This window comes from Microbacterium sp. Be9, assembly GCF_011754135.1.
Taxonomy (GTDB): Bacteria; Actinomycetota; Actinomycetes; order Actinomycetales; family Microbacteriaceae; genus Microbacterium; species Microbacterium maritypicum_A.
The window spans coordinates 361,652-378,719 of the sequence record NZ_WNWT01000006.1 but is presented as its reverse complement, the minus strand read 5'-3'; the positions used below and the strand labels follow the sequence as shown (position 1 = coordinate 378,719).

17 protein-coding genes are annotated in these 17,068 nt (G+C 69.2%); 1 reads left to right on the top strand and 16 read right to left on the bottom strand.

What is annotated here, in order from left to right; all coding sequences use genetic code 11:
• Positions 1-12: 12 nt before the first annotated feature.
• Positions 13-1,407 carry a DEAD/DEAH box helicase gene (locus tag GLO27_RS12650; RefSeq protein ID WP_167256163.1) on the bottom strand — a complete coding sequence of 465 codons (1,395 nt, stop codon included), beginning with the start codon at positions 1,405-1,407 and terminating at the stop codon, positions 13-15.
• Between the two features lie 113 nt (positions 1,408-1,520).
• Here GLO27_RS12650 and GLO27_RS12645 point away from each other — a divergent pair, with 113 nt between their 5' ends.
• Positions 1,521-2,591, top strand: a complete 1,071-nt coding sequence (locus GLO27_RS12645; protein WP_167255191.1) for a hypothetical protein — start codon at positions 1,521-1,523, stop codon at positions 2,589-2,591.
• Positions 2,592-2,609: 18 nt separating this feature from the next.
• Here GLO27_RS12645 and GLO27_RS12640 read toward each other — a convergent pair whose 3' ends face one another.
• The 15 genes from GLO27_RS12640 to GLO27_RS12570 form a co-directional block, all read right to left on the bottom strand.
• Entirely contained in the window at positions 2,610-4,541 is a 1,932-nt protein-coding gene (locus GLO27_RS12640) for a cytochrome c oxidase assembly protein (protein ID WP_136024780.1), read from the bottom strand.
• Positions 4,542-4,707: 166 nt separating this feature from the next.
• Positions 4,708-4,995: an HU family DNA-binding protein gene (locus tag GLO27_RS12635; protein ID WP_017203554.1), complete on the bottom strand. Its 288-nt coding sequence runs from the start codon at positions 4,993-4,995 to the stop codon at positions 4,708-4,710.
• Positions 4,996-5,369: 374 nt separating this feature from the next.
• Positions 5,370-6,194: a DUF559 domain-containing protein gene (locus tag GLO27_RS12630; RefSeq protein ID WP_167255189.1), complete on the bottom strand. Its 825-nt coding sequence runs from the start codon at positions 6,192-6,194 to the stop codon at positions 5,370-5,372.
• Positions 6,195-6,477: 283 nt separating this feature from the next.
• A complete protein-coding gene (rpsN, locus tag GLO27_RS12625; protein WP_017829734.1) occupies positions 6,478-6,783 on the bottom strand; it encodes a 30S ribosomal protein S14 in 306 nt (101 codons plus the stop codon).
• 3 nt (positions 6,784-6,786) lie between these two features.
• A complete protein-coding gene (gene rpmG, locus GLO27_RS12620) occupies positions 6,787-6,957 on the bottom strand; it encodes a 50S ribosomal protein L33 (protein WP_017203558.1) in 171 nt (56 codons plus the stop codon).
• Positions 6,957-7,193 carry a 50S ribosomal protein L28 gene (rpmB, locus tag GLO27_RS12615; protein ID WP_017203559.1) on the bottom strand — a complete coding sequence of 79 codons (237 nt, stop codon included), beginning with the start codon at positions 7,191-7,193 and terminating at the stop codon, positions 6,957-6,959. The genes rpmG and rpmB overlap by 1 nt, the downstream gene beginning before the upstream one ends.
• 139 nt (positions 7,194-7,332) lie before the next feature.
• The gene (locus GLO27_RS12610) at positions 7,333-8,121 is read right to left on the bottom strand and encodes a DNA-3-methyladenine glycosylase (RefSeq protein WP_167255187.1); all 789 of its coding nucleotides are present in this window, start codon (positions 8,119-8,121) and stop codon (positions 7,333-7,335) included.
• A gap of 1 nt (position 8,122) precedes the next feature.
• Positions 8,123-10,042 (bottom strand): hypothetical protein, encoded by a 1,920-nt coding sequence (locus GLO27_RS12605; protein WP_243844836.1) that lies wholly within the window; start codon positions 10,040-10,042, stop codon positions 8,123-8,125.
• Positions 10,032-10,898: a TIGR03943 family protein gene (locus GLO27_RS12600; protein WP_208323785.1), complete on the bottom strand. Its 867-nt coding sequence runs from the start codon at positions 10,896-10,898 to the stop codon at positions 10,032-10,034. The genes GLO27_RS12605 and GLO27_RS12600 overlap by 11 nt, the downstream gene beginning before the upstream one ends.
• On the bottom strand, positions 10,891-11,931 hold the full coding sequence (locus tag GLO27_RS12595) for a permease (protein ID WP_292776960.1): 1,041 nt from the start codon (positions 11,929-11,931) through the stop codon (positions 10,891-10,893). Before GLO27_RS12595 ends, GLO27_RS12600 begins: the two co-directional genes overlap by 8 nt.
• A complete protein-coding gene (locus tag GLO27_RS12590; protein WP_021201611.1) occupies positions 11,928-12,344 on the bottom strand; it encodes a transcriptional repressor in 417 nt (138 codons plus the stop codon). Before GLO27_RS12590 ends, GLO27_RS12595 begins: the two co-directional genes overlap by 4 nt.
• A gap of 46 nt (positions 12,345-12,390) precedes the next feature.
• Positions 12,391-13,269 (bottom strand): metal ABC transporter permease, encoded by an 879-nt coding sequence (locus GLO27_RS12585; protein ID WP_029264828.1) that lies wholly within the window; start codon positions 13,267-13,269, stop codon positions 12,391-12,393.
• Positions 13,266-14,114 carry a metal ABC transporter ATP-binding protein gene (locus GLO27_RS12580; RefSeq protein ID WP_167255185.1) on the bottom strand — a complete coding sequence of 283 codons (849 nt, stop codon included), beginning with the start codon at positions 14,112-14,114 and terminating at the stop codon, positions 13,266-13,268. The genes GLO27_RS12585 and GLO27_RS12580 overlap by 4 nt, the downstream gene beginning before the upstream one ends.
• Positions 14,111-15,142: a zinc ABC transporter substrate-binding protein gene (locus tag GLO27_RS12575; RefSeq protein ID WP_167255183.1), complete on the bottom strand. Its 1,032-nt coding sequence runs from the start codon at positions 15,140-15,142 to the stop codon at positions 14,111-14,113. Before GLO27_RS12575 ends, GLO27_RS12580 begins: the two co-directional genes overlap by 4 nt.
• A gap of 183 nt (positions 15,143-15,325) precedes the next feature.
• Positions 15,326-17,014 carry an alpha-amylase family glycosyl hydrolase gene (locus GLO27_RS12570; RefSeq protein WP_021201607.1) on the bottom strand — a complete coding sequence of 563 codons (1,689 nt, stop codon included), beginning with the start codon at positions 17,012-17,014 and terminating at the stop codon, positions 15,326-15,328.
• Positions 17,015-17,068: the final 54 nt, after the last annotated feature.

Here is a 17,068-nt window from a genome sequence, read left to right as displayed (position 1 = left end):
CGAGCCGGGGGCTCAGCCCTTCGGCAGCTCCGGGGTCGACGCCGCGAGCCAGGCGTCACGCATGAATCGACGCACGTCTTCGTCCACCCGGATGTCACGGGGTCGCAGCGCACGCGACAGGTAGAGCCCGTCGAGCGAGGTCAGCCGGCTGAGCGCGACGTAGGTCTGCCCCGGTGCGAACGCCCCGGAGCCGAGGTCGATGATCGCCCGCTCGTAGGTCTTGCCCTGCGACTTGTGGATCGTGACCGCCCACGCCAAGCGCAACGGGAACTGGGTGAACTCCGCGACCACGTCACGGGAGAGCTTCTTGGTGTTCTGGTCGTACGCGTAGCGGAACCGTTCCCACACGGCCGGTTCGACGTCGACCTCCTCGCCGTCGATGTCGACACGCACAGCGCTGCCGAGGATGCGTACGACCGTCCCGATGGTGCCGTTGACCCACCGCGGCGGCTCCCCCGACATCGCGGTGTCGTTGCGCAGGAACATGACCTGCGCTCCGACCTTCAGCTTCAGCTCCGACTCGGCGGGGAGCGCGGCCTCGCCCCGCCCGAAGTCTCCGCTCACCTCGGCACGTGCGGTCTGCTCCTTGCCCGGCAATGCGGCCAGGTGACGACTGTTGATGCTGTTCACGATGTCGTTGCGGGTCGCGAGCGTGATCATCGGCACCTCCCCCGGCTCCGGGTCCGGTGGCGTCCGCGCTCCCTGGGCGTTCAGCACCCCGGCGATCTCGGCGGTGACCCGTCCGTAGCGCACGGCGTTCAGCATGGCCTTGAACCCGTCGTCGGACTGGCGGTGGATCTGCACGAGTTCGCGCACGTGCAGTTCGGCCCGCGAGTCGACCGCGAAGAGTCCGTCCTGATCGGACTCGCCGGTACCGCCGCCGGTCCCTGCCCACACCTTCGCATCGAAGAACCAGAACGAGCGGTAGTGGTCCTGCACGTAGCGGGCCTCATCGCCGCGGGGCGGCACGGGCGCCAGCTGGTAGGGGTCTCCGAACATGACGACCTGCACGCCGCCGAACGGCTCGCCCCTGCGCCCCCGCGCCTGGCGCAGGGAGCGGTCGATCGCATCCATCAGATCCGCGTTGACCATCGAGATCTCATCGATCACGAGCGTCTCGATGGCGTTCAGGATGCGACGGGTCGCGTCGTTCTGATCGATGTCGGCGTCCCCGATCAGACCGATCGGCAGGCGGAACAGCGAGTGGATCGTCTGCCCCTCGACGTTGAGCGCCGCCACGCCCGTGGGCGCGCAGATGGCGATCTGCTTCTTCGTGTTCCACGCGAAATGCTGCAGGAGGGTCGACTTGCCGGTCCCGGCTCGACCGGTGATGAAGACGTGCTCGCCGGTGTCCTCGATGAGGCGGAACAGCTCTTGCTGCTCCTCGGACAGGGCGGGAAGGGACACGGTTCTCACAGGGGCAGCGGGCGGACAGGGCGCTCGTCCATGCTACGGCCCGGCATCCGCGCACGCCCGCCGACGCTCGGCGTCCCCCCAGGACGCCCTCCTAGACTGACGCCATGGACCGGGCACGTGCGAGCGCGCCCCGGCGCGCGCGCCTGGGGGTCGACCTGGCGATGCTCGCTGTCGTCGGCATGATGCTCGTCGCCGCACTCGGAGCCGGCGGCGTCACGCTGTATCAGCAGTTCTACGGGCCGTCGGCGTTCGTGGTCCGCTACCTCGACCTGCTCTCCTCCGGTCGCGCCGCTGACGCGCTGCGTGTTCCCGGGGTCGCGATCGACCGCGAGACACTCGATGCCGCGGGCATCGACCCCGCGGCATCGGAGGCGATGCTCCGCCGCGCCGCGCTCGCGCCGCTGACCGACGTGACGGTGACGTCGGAGAAACCCGCAGACGGTGGCACCGCCGTCACCGTCAGCTACCAGGCGAGCGGCCACCCCGGGACCAGTACATTCCTGATCGAACAGGACGGATGGGCGGGAGTCACCCCCCATTGGCGTTTCACGACGAGCCCCCTGGCCGTCGTGGATCTCACGGTTCGCGGTGCGGACAAGTTCGCCGTGAACGGGTTCGAGGTCGATCGGCGTCAGGTGTCGATCGACGGTGCCGATGCCGTCCCCCTCGACCCGCTGCCGCTGCTGGTGTTCACCCCCGGACTCTATGCGATCACGGTGGACACCCCCATATCGACGGCCTCCGGCCACGGAGTGCTCGCCGACACCCCCCTCGCCGTCACGCCGCTCGATGTGCAGACCGAGCCGACCGACGAGTTCATCGACGTCGTGCAGGAGCGCGTCGAGGCTTTCCTCACCGAGTGCACGACGCAGGAGGTGCTGCAGCCGACGGCCTGCCCGTTCGGCCTGCGGGTCACGAACCGCCTCGCCTCGGCTCCGAAGTGGTCGATCGCGGCCCAGCCTCGGGTCACGGTCACCCCCGACGGCGGGCAGTGGCAGATCCCGACGACGGATGCGGTCGCTCACGTCGACGTCGACATCAAGTCGCTGTTCGACGGCAAGACCCAGCCGCTGTCGGAAGACGTCCCCTTCCAGCTCACGGGAACGATCGCGATCCTTCCCGACGGCACCGCGTCGATCAGGATCGGCTCCCCCGGAGAGCAGCCCGTCGGCTGACGCCCGAGCGAGCCGGCCTCAGCGGCCTGCGCGCTGCTCCCGCTCGTCGCGCTCGGCGAGGGCAGCCAGCTTGGCGTTGTACTCCTCGAGCTCGGCGTCTCCCGTACGATCGGCGTGCCGGTCCGCGCGGCGCTGCAGCTTGGTGTCGCTGCGACTCCACTGGATCGCGACCGTGATCGCGAGGATGAGCGTGGGGATCTCGCCGATCGACCAGGCGATGCCGCCACCCACGTACTGATCCTGCAGCGGGTCCACGCCCCAGTCACGGCCCATCGATCCGAACCAGTCGGCCACCATGAGGCCCTCCTGCATCATGATCGCGATGCCGAAGAAGGCGTGCATCGCCATCACGGCGATCAGGGTGATCAGACGACCGGGGTAGGGCAGACGGTAGGGCACCGGGTCGGCGCCGATCAGGCTCATCACGAAGAGGTAGCCCGAGATCAGGAAGTGGATGACCATCCACTCATGGCCGAGGTGCTCGTACATCGACCAGCGCACGAGGTCGGTGAAGTAGAACGCCCAGAGCGACAGGATGAAGATCGCCGCCGCCACGAACGGGTGCGTCACGACGCGGGCGAAGGGCGAGTGCACGGCCCACATGATCCACTCGCGACCGCCTCGGGTGCCGTCGTCGCGTTTGTGGATCGCACGCAGGGCGAGGGTGATGGGGGCACCGGACACCATCAGCAGCGGGATCGCCATCGACAGCATCATGTGGCCCATCATGTGGATGCTGAAGAGGTATTCCTGGTAGGCGTTGAGCGGCCCGCTGGTCACCCAGACGAGCATCAGCATGCCGAGCACCCAGAACACGGTGCGATGGATCGGCCAGCGGTCGCCGCGCAGTCGCAGTCGCCGCACTCCTGCCAGGTAGAGGAACAGTCCGAAGCCGGCGGCGACGAGCCAGAGCACGTCGAAGTCCCAGGCAGTGAACCAGCGCTCGATCGTCAGTTCCGGCGGCAGCGTCGAGCCGGTGAGGATCTGCGCGGGGGTCTGGGCGAACGCGGCGACCTCCCCGGTGGGGGGAGGTGTGCGTGCGAGTGCGGCGGCAGCACCCGAGGCGAGACCCATCAACGCGACCTCGCACAGCACGAGGAGCCAGAACCAGCCGGCCGCGCGCTGACCGGAGAGCTTGGGGATCAGGCGGGCGCGGTACCAGGCCCCCAGCAGCCCCATTCCCCCCAGGAGTGCGACCTTGGCCAGCACGATCCAGCCGTAGGGCGTCGCCCACAGCGCATCCCAGCTGCCGACGGCGACGATGGACCGGGTGACGCCCGACACGGCGACCACGGCGAAAGCGGCGATCGCGAGCGACGAATAGCGCCCGACGAGTTGCGCGGTGTCGACATCGGCTCGTCCGCGCAACAGGACCAGGAGCAGGAGACCGCCGAGCCAGACGGCGGCGCCGATCGTGTGCAACAGGATCGAGTTGACGGCCATGTTGTGCCCGGCGAGGTCGCCGGCATGGCCCTGAGTCGCGAGCGGGAGGAAGGATGCGGCGGCGAGGAGGGCCGTGATCAGTGTGGGTGTCCACGAACGCCACGCGAACGCCAGCACCGTGATGATCGCACCGAAGATGGTGGTGATGAGCCAGGACTGCCCCAGCGGCAGCTCCAGCAGGAATCGACCGAGCTGCGTGCCGAACTCGCGTTCGATGCTGAGCTTCGGGTTGAAGGCGGCCATGAAGGCGAGAAAGCCGGCGAGACCCGCGGAAACCGTGAACACGGCCGCTCCCACCGAGGCGATGTTCAGGGCGGCGTCGAATGATCGGTCCCCCGCGCGCAGTCCGAACAGCGCGAGCACGAGCGAGCCGAGCATGACCGCGCCCGAGATGTTCATGACGAGCTTGGCGATCGGCGTGCCCCAGAGCACGAACGGCCCCGGATCCTGCAGGAGCGGCGGCTTGGCGCCTCCGCCGACGAGCAGCGCCAGCACGAGGGCTGCCATCGCGGCGAGCAGGAGGATGACGATTCCCGCGATTCGATACGCCGAAATCCGACTCGTCGACTCGCTGCGGGAACTCACCCCTCCAGCCTAGGCGCGACCGGCGGTGAGAAAGCACGAAGGCCGCTCCCGTCGGAACGGGAGCGGCCTTCGAAGAGGTGCGGTCGAATTACTTGACGGCAGCCTTGAGCTTGGAACCAGCGGTCACCTTGACGCGCTTGCCGGCCGGGATCTTGATCTCGGCGCCGGTCTGCGGGTTGCGGCCCGTGCGAGCAGCGGTGTCGACCTGCTCGAAGGAGATCCAGCCCGGGATGGAGACCTTGCTGCCCTTGGCAACAGCGTCGGAGACCGTGGCGAACAGCGAGTCGAGGACACCGGAGACGGTGGCCTGGCTCTGGCCCGTGGCGCTTGCGATGCTCGCGACGAGCTCGGTCTTGGTGATGGACTTGTCAGCCATGTCATCCTCCAGCGACGAGATCCCGTCGCATCGTTGTGGGTATCGGAGCGGGTGCTCCTGGTCTAGCGACCGCCTCGAATGTACCAACCACCACCCTCATTTCCGCGTCATTTCGCGGGTTTTGGGCAATTACTGGGCGTGTCGCGTCACTTTTGTCACTCCAGTCACAGAAACCAAGGCCCTCAACGGGGCCAGTGCGCCTTGATCACGGCGCTGGACGTGCGCGCGAAAGCCGGCGCGACGGGGTCCTCCCCGTCCCCACACCCCCATGCCCCCCGTGGGGAGGAGTCCTCGCCGATGGGCGGAGGATGTTCCTGAGTGGTTCCGCCCGACGGGGAGTTCTCCGCCCGTCGCGGTGTGCAGAGGTGCGAGGATCAGCGCGCGAGATGGAGGAGCTGAGCGATCGCAGCCAGGATCAGGCTCTGCACGTCCGCCCAGTGGTTCATGAGCTGGTCGTAGCCGATGCGGATCACGTGATAGCCGCGGAGCATCAACTCGACGTCGTGCGCGATATCGCTCGTGCGTTGGGGTCCGACATGATGCCCACCGTCGATCTGCACGACGAGTCGTTCGCCGATCAAGAAGTCCACTCGGTGCCCGATGATCCAGACCTGCGGCGTGATCGGCAGGTCCAGCCATGCCATCCGCGTGCGGAAGATGGTCTCTGTCTCCGCGTCGGCGAAGGGACGGGCGTCGCCCAGGAGCCGCCTCGCCGCCGGCGGCAGGGGTGCCCGTTCGAGCACGTCGGGGTCCACGGCCCCTGCCCGCATCGCGGACTCCCAGGTCGCGAGCGCATCTTCATATGGCTGACAGCGCGCCACGAGCACGAGCGCGTTCTCGATCGAGTCCTCGAGCAGATCCGGATCTCGAGGGAAGATCGGCCGGCTCCAGTGCACGACCCCACGAGCATCCTTCGCGTGACCGGACTTCGGGGGTGCCGCCAGGTGCGGTCGCGATACGGCCGTCACCCACAGATCCTTCCGCGCGGCAACGGTGACGCAACTGAGCACGACTCCTCGCTTCGCCGCCGCGACGAGCATCGGGTCCGCACCGGGGAGCCCCACCCACCCCCGGCACACCGAGACCACCGCCCCTGCGCGCACCGCTTGCCGCAGCGCGTGCTCGGTGACCCCCGCTCGGCGCATGGTGACGACCCGCGCGATCCCGTTCCTGGCTGTGAGGGCGCGCACGACATCCATGCCTCGAGCCTGCCGCGCCTCGACGGCCCCGCAGCGCCACAGATCCGCCCTCTGTTCACTCCTTAGCAGTGGCTACTCGCTGTGCAGGGGCAGTCTTCGGGCGGACTTCCTCGTGATGGGCGGCGAACCCCATCACCGAAGTCCGCCTATCAGCGAGAAGTCCGCCCTTCGCGTGGCGCTTCACGAGACAGAGGAGACACAGGCGCGGAGCGAACGTGAGGGTGGGGACGCGAATGGGGCGAGGATCCGAAGATCCTCGCCCCATTCGACTGTCTGCTGAGACTTACCAGCTCGACTTGGTCACGCCGGGCAGCTCGCCACGGTGCGCCATGTCACGGAAGCGGACACGCGAGATGCCGAACTTCGTGAGGACACCACGGGGGCGGCCGTCGATGACGTCGCGCGAACGCACGCGAGCCGGCGACGCGTTGCGCGGCAGCTTCTGCAGGCCGACGCGAGCGGCCTCGCGGGCCTCGTCGGTGGCGTTCGGGTCGACCAGGGTCTTCTTCAGCTCGGCGCGACGCTCGGCGTAACGCTCCACGATGACCTTGCGCTGCTCGTTGCGAGCGATCTTGCTCTTCTTAGCCATTGATCAACGCTCCTCTCGGAATTCGACGTGCTGACGGATGACCGGGTCGTACTTCTTGAGCACGAGGCGGTCGGGGGTGTTGCGGCGGTTCTTCTTGGTCACGTACGTGTATCCCGTACCTGCCGTCGAACGCAGCTTGATGATCGGACGTACGTCCTGAGCCTTCTTGGCCATTAGAGCTTCACACCCTTCGCCTGGAGGTCCTTGACCACGTTCTCGATGCCACGGACGTCGATCACCTTGATGCCCTTGGCGGACACGTTGAGCGTGATCTTACGACCGAGCGAGGGAACGAAATACGTCTTCTTCTGCACGTTCGGGTCGAAGCGGCGCTTCGTCCGGCGGTGCGAGTGCGAGACATTGTGTCCGAAGCCGGGAACAGCTCCGGTCACCTGGCACACTGCTGCCATGATGTGACTCCTTCTATACCGTGAGGCCGGACGGCCCCACCCAAGATCCCTTGTCTGCACGCAACCACGACCCGCCGATCTCTCGGCCGCAGAAGGGGAAGCACGCGAACTGCGCACAGGAGTGTGCGCAGACAAAGACTCAGCTTAGCACGGGTGCCGACCCGGTCGATCCCGGCTCCCCCGAAGCGAGTTCGGCAGCAGCCTCGGCCGCGCCCCTGCCCCATCGGAACGGCGACACCGTCGGGTCCGCGTCGATCCAGAAGCGCCACGGGAAAGCCGCGGTCCCGGCGACGCCGGCGACACCGACGCGCGGACCGCTGGCCACGTCGTCCCGCTGCGGACCCAGCCACAGCTCGGCTCGTGCTCCGCGACGCTCCCCACCCGTGATCGCGTCGATCCCGTCGTGCACGGGATGCCGCAATCCCACCGCCTGTCCGAGACGACCCGGCCCGCGGGCGAGGTCCCGCAGCGTCGTGCGCCGAAGGGGAAGCGCGACGCCACGTCGGAGGGCCGCCGCCTCCGTGCCGCTCACGATCTCGCCCGCCCGGAGCAGCACGCCGTCGCCCTGCCCTTCAGGGCCGCACACGACGTTCACGCACGAGTGGATGCCGTGGCTCAGGTACACGTACAGGTGACCCGGCTCGCCCCACATCGTGGAGTTGCGGGCCGTGCGCCCCATGCGCGCATGAGAACCCGGATCGGGGATCTCGCCCGTGCCCTGCCCGTGGTACGCCTCGACCTCCGTGATGCGCAACCGCACCTCGACGGGAACGGAGTCGCTCCCGATCGTGACGACCGTGCGCAGCTCGCCTCCGAGCAGGCGCGGTGCGACGTCGACCGCAGAGGCGCTCAGGTCTGCACGGACGGCACGGCGCAGGCTTTCGTGCGGCAGGTCGACGCCGCGGAGGAGGTCGGAACCGTCCGTCATCTCAGAAGCGCGGAGCCGTCTGGCACCACGAGGCGTCGAAGCCGGTGAGGGCGACGATCTCCTTGCCGGAAGCCATGTCGATCAGGTGGGTCTCGACGTTCTCGGGCAGCGGCAGCAGCATCCCGTCGTAGGCGTTGTTCGCCAGGTCGGGAGCGACGACGACGGCGGCGTACTGGCCGCTCGGCGACGCGCAGGCCTGCAGGATCGAGTCCGTGGATCCGACCTCGACCAGCGGGGTCGCCGCGCCGTCGTCGTTGACGCGCACGACCACCTGTCCGATCGGCAGCCCCTCGTCGTCGCGAGCGATCACGTGGCGCAACGTGCCACCGGGATACGGCGTGATCGAGCTCGCCGTCCCGTAGTCGGGATCGGATGCCGCGAGCGGCTGCTCCGACCCGTCTGCGAGATTGAGTTCGACCACGGCCCCGTCGAGCCGTTCGACGATCGCCGTGTAGGTGCCGCGGGAGATCCCCTGGATGGTGGCCGCGAGGCCGAGGGACTGCACACCCGTGTCGGTCGAACGGTCGACGAGCGAGAGGGCTCCGTCGAAGTCGATGAACAGCACGGCTGCGCTGTCGGGCACGAACTGCCAGACGAAGACGCTCGCCTCGGCGCCGGCGACCTCGATGATCTGCGGGTCGTCATCGCCGCTCAGCGACTGGGTGACCAGCACGCTCGCACGCCCCTCGGTGTCGCTGAGCTCCTTGTCGGAGTAGCTGTAGCCGACGAGGCCGCCGCGTTCGGAGACCTGGATCGCGCCCACGTATCCCTCACCGGGAAGAGTGAGCTCGCGCTGGTTCTTGCCGTCGCGGTCCATCACGAGCAGGCGGGACCCGTCGTCCTCCTCGACCGACACCACGAGCTGCGTGGAGGTCGCGCGGAAGTCGTTGATCTTGTCGTGCTCGAAGACCGGGACGGCCTTCTCGCCGCTGAGGTCGGTGAGGAAGATCTTGTCCTTGCCCGCGACATCGCGACGCAGCAGGAAGATGTTCGACGGCGGCGTCGTGAAGCTCGTGGTCAGCGTCGTCTTCGGGCCACCGCCGGCACCGACCACATCGGCGACACGGACCGTGTACTCGGTCGAGTCGTCGAGCGGGACCGTGAATCGCACGCCCACGCCGCGCCCCGAGGCATCCACCGTGAAGGGCACCTCCGGCTCGACCGTGACCTGCGCCGGGTCGATGTCGGCGAGTGCCTGGTTCGCAGTGAGGATCACGCGGCTGCCGGACGATTCGATCGCCTGTGCCGCATCGACCTGCACATCGCTGATGCGCGGGCCCTGAAGGAGGCTGGCGATGCCCAACCCCGTCCCGACGACGACGAGCACCCCGAGGACCGCGGCAACCGTGAGCACGAACCGGCGTCGGCTCCCCGGCGGGGGCGGGACCCGGCGCTCGGCGGCGGCGCGGGGGATCGGCGGCGCATACGGGTCCGCTGTCGCGTCATGTGCCGCCGCACCGGCCGCTGCACCGGCCACCGCGCTCTCGACGACGGGTTCCGGTGCGGCGCCGACGAACACGGGTTCGGTCGCGAGGGGGACGGGCGGAAGAGCGGTCGCCTCCGCATCCTCGCGCGCCGCAGCCTCGAAGGCGGCCATCTTGCGGGCGGCGGCCTCCTGCTCCGCGACCTCACGGTCACCTGCCTCACGGACCGCGGCTTCACGAGCAGCGGCTTCACGCGCAGCCGCCTCGCGCGCAGCCGCCTCGCGCGCAGCCGCTTCGTCTGCACCGGCAGGTTGCTGATCGCCCGGCCGATCGGCCGGGGTGGGCTGGTCGGCGGGCGGTGCGACATGGTCGGCAGACGCCACCGCGCGGTCGATCCGCTCGGCCTCCGCCGCTTCGGCAGCTTCTCGCGCTGCACGCATCTCCGCGCGGGTGCGCGGGACGGCGGGCACCTCTGGGCGCTCGTCGTCAGTACTCATAGGGGTCTCCCGGCTCATCGATCGCGACGACATCGGTCGGCTCGATGCGGAGCTTGCCGTCGGCATCCGCGCGCACGGTGCCGGTGATCTCGACCCATTGGCCGGTCGCGTACTCGTCGGGCTTCACATCGACGGGCAGAACGGCGGTCTGGGCATCGATCACGCAATGCGTGATGACCAGACGGGTCAGGTTCACACCGTCGTCCCCCGACGCGCCGGGCGTCACGAAGCCCGTGAGCTTCACCGCGGCGCCGTCGTAAGCGGCCGTGTTCGTCGCCGCCGTGAAGACGCTCGCCCAGTCGCCGACGCCGAACGTCGACGTGTCGGCCACGCCGAGCGCGACCGAGTCCGCGCCGGCGAACAATGCGCTCTGCTCTCCCGCGCGCGACATCGCGAGCTCGACCGACAGGGAGGCCGGCGGCAGGACGAGACCCGCCACGACGACACCCGAGGCGATGACTCCGCCGGCGACGGCCGCGACTCCGGCGAGCGCGCGGCGAGAGGAGGCCGGGGCACCATCGTGATCAGCACCGTCGTGATCCGCACCGTCTTGATCCGCACCCTCGCGGTCGCCGTGGACTGCGGGAGCGGGCACAGGCCCGTGGTCGTGGCCGTGGTCGCCCTCCTCCCCCAACGGGAGGGTGCACGACCAGATCGCTCCGGCCAGGGTCACGACCGCGGCGGTACAGGCGAACCACACCGACTCCGGGCTGATGTAGAGGTTGAGGCGCCCCGTGAGACCGAGGCCGAGGGTGACGACCGAGATGACGGTCGCGAGCCCCACCCCCAGCCAGCGGGTGCCGAGTGCACGTATGCGGGTGGCGGTCTGCTCGGACCGCGCCGTCTGCTCAGACAAGGACGTTCACCCCGATACCGATCGCGAAAGCCGAGGCGAGCACGATGCCGACGATCCCGACGAGCGTGCGCGCGGTGAACGTGGTGCGCATGAGCGCCAGCATCTTGATGTCGACGAGCGGACCGACGAGCAGGAAGGCGACGAGGGCGCCGGACGAGAACGTCGAGGCGAACGAGAGCGCGAAGAACGCATCGACGTTCGAGCAGATGGCCACCGTCATCGCGAGCGCCATCATGGCGACGATCGACAGCACCGGGTTCGACCCGATCGCGAGCAGCCACTCGCGCGGGATCAGTACCTGCACGGCTCCGGCGAGCGCAGAGCCGATCACGAGTGCGGGCATGACGGCGCGCAGCTCGATCAGGAACTGGGTGAGGCTGCGGCGTACCGGCGTGCCCGGTTCGTGGGTGACCAGCTCGCAGGTGTCGACGAAGCGCTGGGTGAGCATGCCGTCCGGGTCGGGGTGGCGGCTGTAGATCCAGCCGATGAGGTTCGCGATGAGGTAGCCGCCCGCGAGCCGGGCGACGAGGATCCCACCGTCCCAGCCGAAAGCGGCGTGCGTGGTGAGGATCACGATCGGGTTCACGATCGGCGCGGCGATGAGGAACGTCATCGCTTCGGCCGGCGCGAGGCCGCGCATCATGAGGCCACGGGCGAAGGGCACGTTGCCGCACTCGCACACCGGGATCAGCATGCCCAACAGTGACAGCACCGCACGGCGGGCCCACGCGCGCTTCGGCAGCCAGCGGTGGATCGCATCGGCCGGGAGCCACACCTGCACCACGATCGAGAGCAGCACGCCGAGGATCACGAACGGCAGGGCTTCGATGAGCACACTCAGCGCGAGGGTGAGCCCGTCCTGCGCGCGGGTGGGCAGCGAGGCGGGGAACAGCGTCGGCAGGAAGGCATCGATCAGGAAGAGCGCGGCGATGATGGCAGCGCCCAGGCCGACGCCGATCCATGCCGATCGCGGCGAGGGCGCCGGGCGATGGGAGTGGCCGTGACGGGTCGCCGTTGCTGCCGAGGAGCTCACGCGGACGCGGCCCTCTCGGCGTCGCGCTTGTTCGCACACGGGGTGCACAGCCCGAAGATGTCGACCACGTGGGCGGCCTCGGTGAAGCCGTGCAGTGCCGCGGTGCGGTGCGCCCACTGCTCGACGTCCTTGGCCTCGATCTCGACGGTCAGACCGCAGGATCGGCAGATGAGGTGGTGATGGTGGCCCTGCGTGGTGCAGGCGCGGTACAGCGCCTCGCCCTCGGGACTCTGCAGCGAGTCGGCGTCTCCGGAGGCGGCGAGTCCGGCCAGCGCACGGTAGACGGTGGCGAGGCCGATGCCGGTGTTGTCGTCGCGCAGCGCGGCGTGCAGGCTCTGCGCGCTCACGAATCCGCGCGCGTCGGCGAGTGCTTCGCGCACACGTTCGCGCTGCCAGGTGTTCCGCTGAGCCATATGAAGAGTCTAGGCCGCGGGGGTTGGCGAGGGCTGGGAGAGGATCTCAGGCCCGCACACGGCGCACTCGGGCCCGCGCCTTCTGCACGATCCAGCACACCACGTAGATCGTGAACGACAGGGTCGTGATGTACGGGCTCACCGGGAGCGTGCCGGCGAGGGCCAGCAGGATGCCGCCGACCGCGGAGACGAAGCCGAACAGCGCGGCCAGCAACGGCACGGCGATGGGACCTGCGGTGACGCGCATCGCGGCGGCCGCGGGGGTGACCAGCAACGCCATCACCAGGAGCGCACCGATGATGTGCACGCTCACCGCGACGATCAGGCCGAGCAGCACCATGAACAGCAGGCTGACGGCACGGGTCGGCACGCCGCGGGCCGCGGCCGATTCCGGGTCGAGCGAGTCGAACCGCAGCGGGTTCCACATCACCAGCAGACCGATCAGCACGACCATGCTGATGCCGATCAGCCAGCCGAGGTCGGGGCTCGAGACCGAAACGATCTGGCCGGTGAGCAGGCTGAAGCGGTTGGCGCTGCGGCCGTCGTAGAGCGAGAGGAACAGGATGCCGAGGCCCAGGCCGAACGGCATGAGCACACCCACGATGGAGTTGCGGTCCCTGGCCTTGGCCCCGAGGACCCCGATCAGGATGGCGGCGACGAGCGCTCCGCCGAGAGACCCGGCTACGACGCTTCCGCCGAAGAGCAGGGCGGCAGCCGCTCCCGCGAATGACAGCTCGCTCACGCCGTGCACCGCGAAAGCCAGGTCGCGCTGCATCACGAAGACGCCGATGAGTCCGCCGACGATGCCGAGCACCGCGCCGGCGATGATCGAGTTCGCGAGCAGGGTGACGAGCTCGCCGTAGTCCTGGAACGAGAACACGTCGCTCCAGTCGACCAGCGGCACGATGCCCAGTGCGACGCTCATGCCGCTCCTCCGTGGTCGTGGTGTCCGTGCTCGTGGTCGCCGTGGTCGTGGTGGGGCTCGGCGTCCGGCACGCCCACGACCACCAGCCGGTCGCCCGCGCGGAGCACGAACACCGGAGTGCCGTAGAGGTCGGTGAGCACGCGCGTCTGCAGCACCTCGTCGGGGGTTCCGAGCAGGAACCGTCCGCCGGCGATGTAGAGGATGCGGTCGACCCGGCCGAGGATCGGGTTGATGTCATGGGTGACGAACAACACCGCCGCCTCGCGCTCACGGCGCTGACGATCGATGATGTCGGTCACGGCGACCTGGTTCGCGAGGTCGAGGTTCGACAGCGGCTCGTCGCACAGCAGCAGAGCCGGCTCGTCGGCGAGGGCCTGACCGACCCGCAACCGCTGCTGCTCGCCGCCCGAGAGCAGTCCGACCCGGCGATCGGCGAAGTGCGAGGCGCCGACCGCCTCGAGCAGGTGGTCGACCTTGGCGCGGTCGCCACGGTGCGGGATCGGGAAGCCGAAGCGGCTCCCCTGCACGCCGAGGGCGACGAGGTCGCGGGCTCGCATGCTCGTGTCGGGGGCGAGCGAGCGCTGCTGCGGGATGTACCCGATACGGGAGTTACCGCGGTGCACGGGCTCACCCGCGACGCGGATCGTGCCCGAAGACAGCGGTTGCAGGCCCAGGATGCTCCGCAGCAGGGTGGTCTTGCCCGACCCGGAGGGGCCGAGCACCGCGATGAACTCCCCCGGCTCGACCGTGAGGTCGAGGCCCGACCAGAGTTCGCGATCACCGCGCTGCAGCGACGCGTCGGAGATCTCGAGGACCGGATACCCGCGCTGTGCGGCGCCGCTCACGACTTGACGGCGGCGGCGAGGCTCTGGATCGCGTCACTCATCCACTCAGAGTACGACGATCCGTCCTCGAGCAGCTCCGTGAAGGCGACGACGGGGATGCCGGCGTCCTTCGCCGCGGTTTCGACGCGCTGGGTCTCGGACCCGCCGGTCTGCGCGTTGGTCAGCAGTGCCGTCACCTGACCGCTGCCGATCACGTCGAGCGCCTGCAGCAGCACGGCCGGGGCGACGTCGGTGCCTTCTTCGACCGACTCGGCGAATCCGTCGGGGGTGACATCGGTGAATCCGGCGGCTGCGGCGAGGTAGCCGGGCAGCGGCTCGGTGATGAAGACGTCGACGTCGGGCGCCTCCGTCTTGAGAGTCGCCAGCTCGGTCTCGAAGCCTTCGAGGTCGGCGGTGAGGGTGGCCGCGTTCGCGGCGAACTCCTTCGCACCGTCGGGGTCGAGCTCGGTCAGCTCATCGGCGATGGCCTCGACGACGTGGATCATGGTGTGCGGGTCGAACCAGACGTGCTCGTTGAAGCCCTCGATGTGGTCGTGGCCCTCGTGCCCGGCCTCGTCGTCGACGTGATCGTGCGCCTCGTCCTCGGGCGCGTCGCTCTCCTCGGGGGCAGCGCTCGCCGACTCGTCGGCGTGGTCGTGGCCCGCCTCGTCGTGACCCTCGTTCCCGGGGAAGTCGTGCGAGTACTCGACGGCTGTGACCACATGCGGGTCCTTCGCGTCCTGCAGCAGCGTGTCGATGAAGGCGTCGTAGCCGCCGCCGTTCTCGATCACGAGGTCGGCCTTCTGCACCGTGAGCCGGTCGCGGGCGCTCGCCTCGTAGGAGTGCGGGTCCTGCGAGGCGGAGGTGATGATCGACTGCACGTCGACGCGATCGCCGCCGATCGTCGCGGCGATGTCGCCGTAGACGTTGGTGCTCGCGACGACCGTGATGGTGCCGTCGTCGCCCTCCCCCGCCGAGGGGGTGGAGCATCCGGCCAGCGTGAGAGCGGCGACGGATGCGAGGGCGAGGGCGACGACGGGCTTCTTCATGCCTTCACTCTAAACGCTAATGAGAACCATTATCAAATCCTTCGCCCCACCTGCCTGCCCGCCCCGCTGCCTGCCTGCCTGCCTGCCCGCCAAAACGGAGACGATTGGACGTTCACGCGGGGTGTCTGTGATCAACACCCCGCGCGTGACGCGGATCGTCTCTGTTTTCGCAGCTGCGGGAGCTCAGGCGCGCAGCTCGGCCGGCGCGATCCAGACCGTGGCCTCGCCGGGAAGCGTCGAGCCCTCGAGCAGAGCACTCGCGAGCACGACGTCGGCGGCATCCGCACCGAGGTCGACGGGCTCGGCGCCGAAGTTCGACACCACCTGCCAGCCGTTCGGGCGGGCGAAGCGCAGCACATCGTCGCGGCCGGTCTCGATCCACTCCAGGGTCTCGCCGGTCTGCAGCAGGTGCCGCAGGCGCAGGGCCTCCCGGTACAGCGAGAGCGTCGACGACGGGTCCGCCGCCTCGACGTCGACCGCATACTGCGCGAACCACTCCGGCTGCGGAAGGTGCGCGCCTGCGGCCCCGAATCCGTACGAGGATCCCGCAGCGGTCCACGGCAGCGGCACGCGGCATCCGTCCCGACCGAGGCCGTCGAACTCGGCGCCACGGAAGAAGCCCGGGTCCTGACGCTGCTCCGGCGTGATCTGCGCGACCTCGTGGAGACCGAGCTCCTCCCCCTGATAGAGATAGGTGCTGCCAGGCAGGCCGAGCAGCAGCAGGGTGGCCGCGTGCGCCCGGCGGAGCCCGCCCTCACGGTCCAGCGCATCCGCCGGACCACCGGCCTTCACCCACTCGGTGCCCTGCTTGACCGGACGGCCGTTCAGTGCCGGGAGCCCGTAGCGGGTGGCATGGCGGGTGACGTCATGGTTCGACAGCACCCAGGTGGTCGACGATCCGGTCGCCGCCGCCTGCTGCAGGTTGTCGGCGATGATGCTGCGGAACTGCGCGGCGTCGAAGTCGGCGACCAGCAGATCGAAGTTGAACGCCTGCCCGAGCCCCTCGGCCGACGCGTACTTCGCCCGGCGCTCCGGCGTCTCCACCCAGGCCTCGGCGACGGCGGTGCGCGGCGGGTCGTACTCGTCGAACACCGCACGCCACTCGGCGTAGATCTCGTGCACGTCGTCACGGTCGACCATCGGGTGCGTGCCCGAGGTGCGGTCCATCGCGTCGAGCTCGGCACGCGAGGGCAGCGGTTCGCTGAGGTCCTTCGTGAGCATGTGGGCGACGTCGATGCGGAATCCGTCGACACCGCGGTCCGACCAGAAGCGCAGCGTCTTCAGGAAGTCGGCGCGCACCTCGGGGTGGTCCCAGTTCAGGTCGGGCTGCTCCACGGCGAAGTTGTGCAGATACCACTGCCCGTCTTCCACGCGCTCCCAGGCACTGCCGCCGAACACCGAGTCCCAGTCGGTCGGCGGCTCGGAGCCGTCGGGTCCGGTGCCCTCGCGGAAGATGTAGCGGTCGCGCGCCGCCGAGCCGCGCCCCGCAGCGAGCGCCTCCTGGAACCACTCGTGCTGGTCGGACGAGTGGTTCGGGACGATGTCGACGATCACGCGGATGCCGCGGGAGTGCAGCGCCTCGACCATGTCGTCGAAGTCGGCGAGGGAGCCCAGCCGCGGGTCGACGTCACGGTAGTCGGCGACGTCGTATCCGCCGTCGGCGAGCGCGGACGGATAGAACGGGCTGAGCCAGACCGCATCGATACCGAGGCCCTGCAGGTAGTCGGCCCGGGAGACGATGCCCGGGATGTCACCGATGCCGTCGCCGTTCGCGTCGGCGAAGCTGCGCGGGTAGATCTGGTAGACGGCGGCCTGACGCCACCACGCGGCGTCTTCGGCGGTGCGGGTCTCGGCGAGAAGCGCGTCGGTCATGAGGGGAGGACTCCTTCTGTGTTTCCGGTGGTTCGGTGGCTTCGGTGGCTTCGA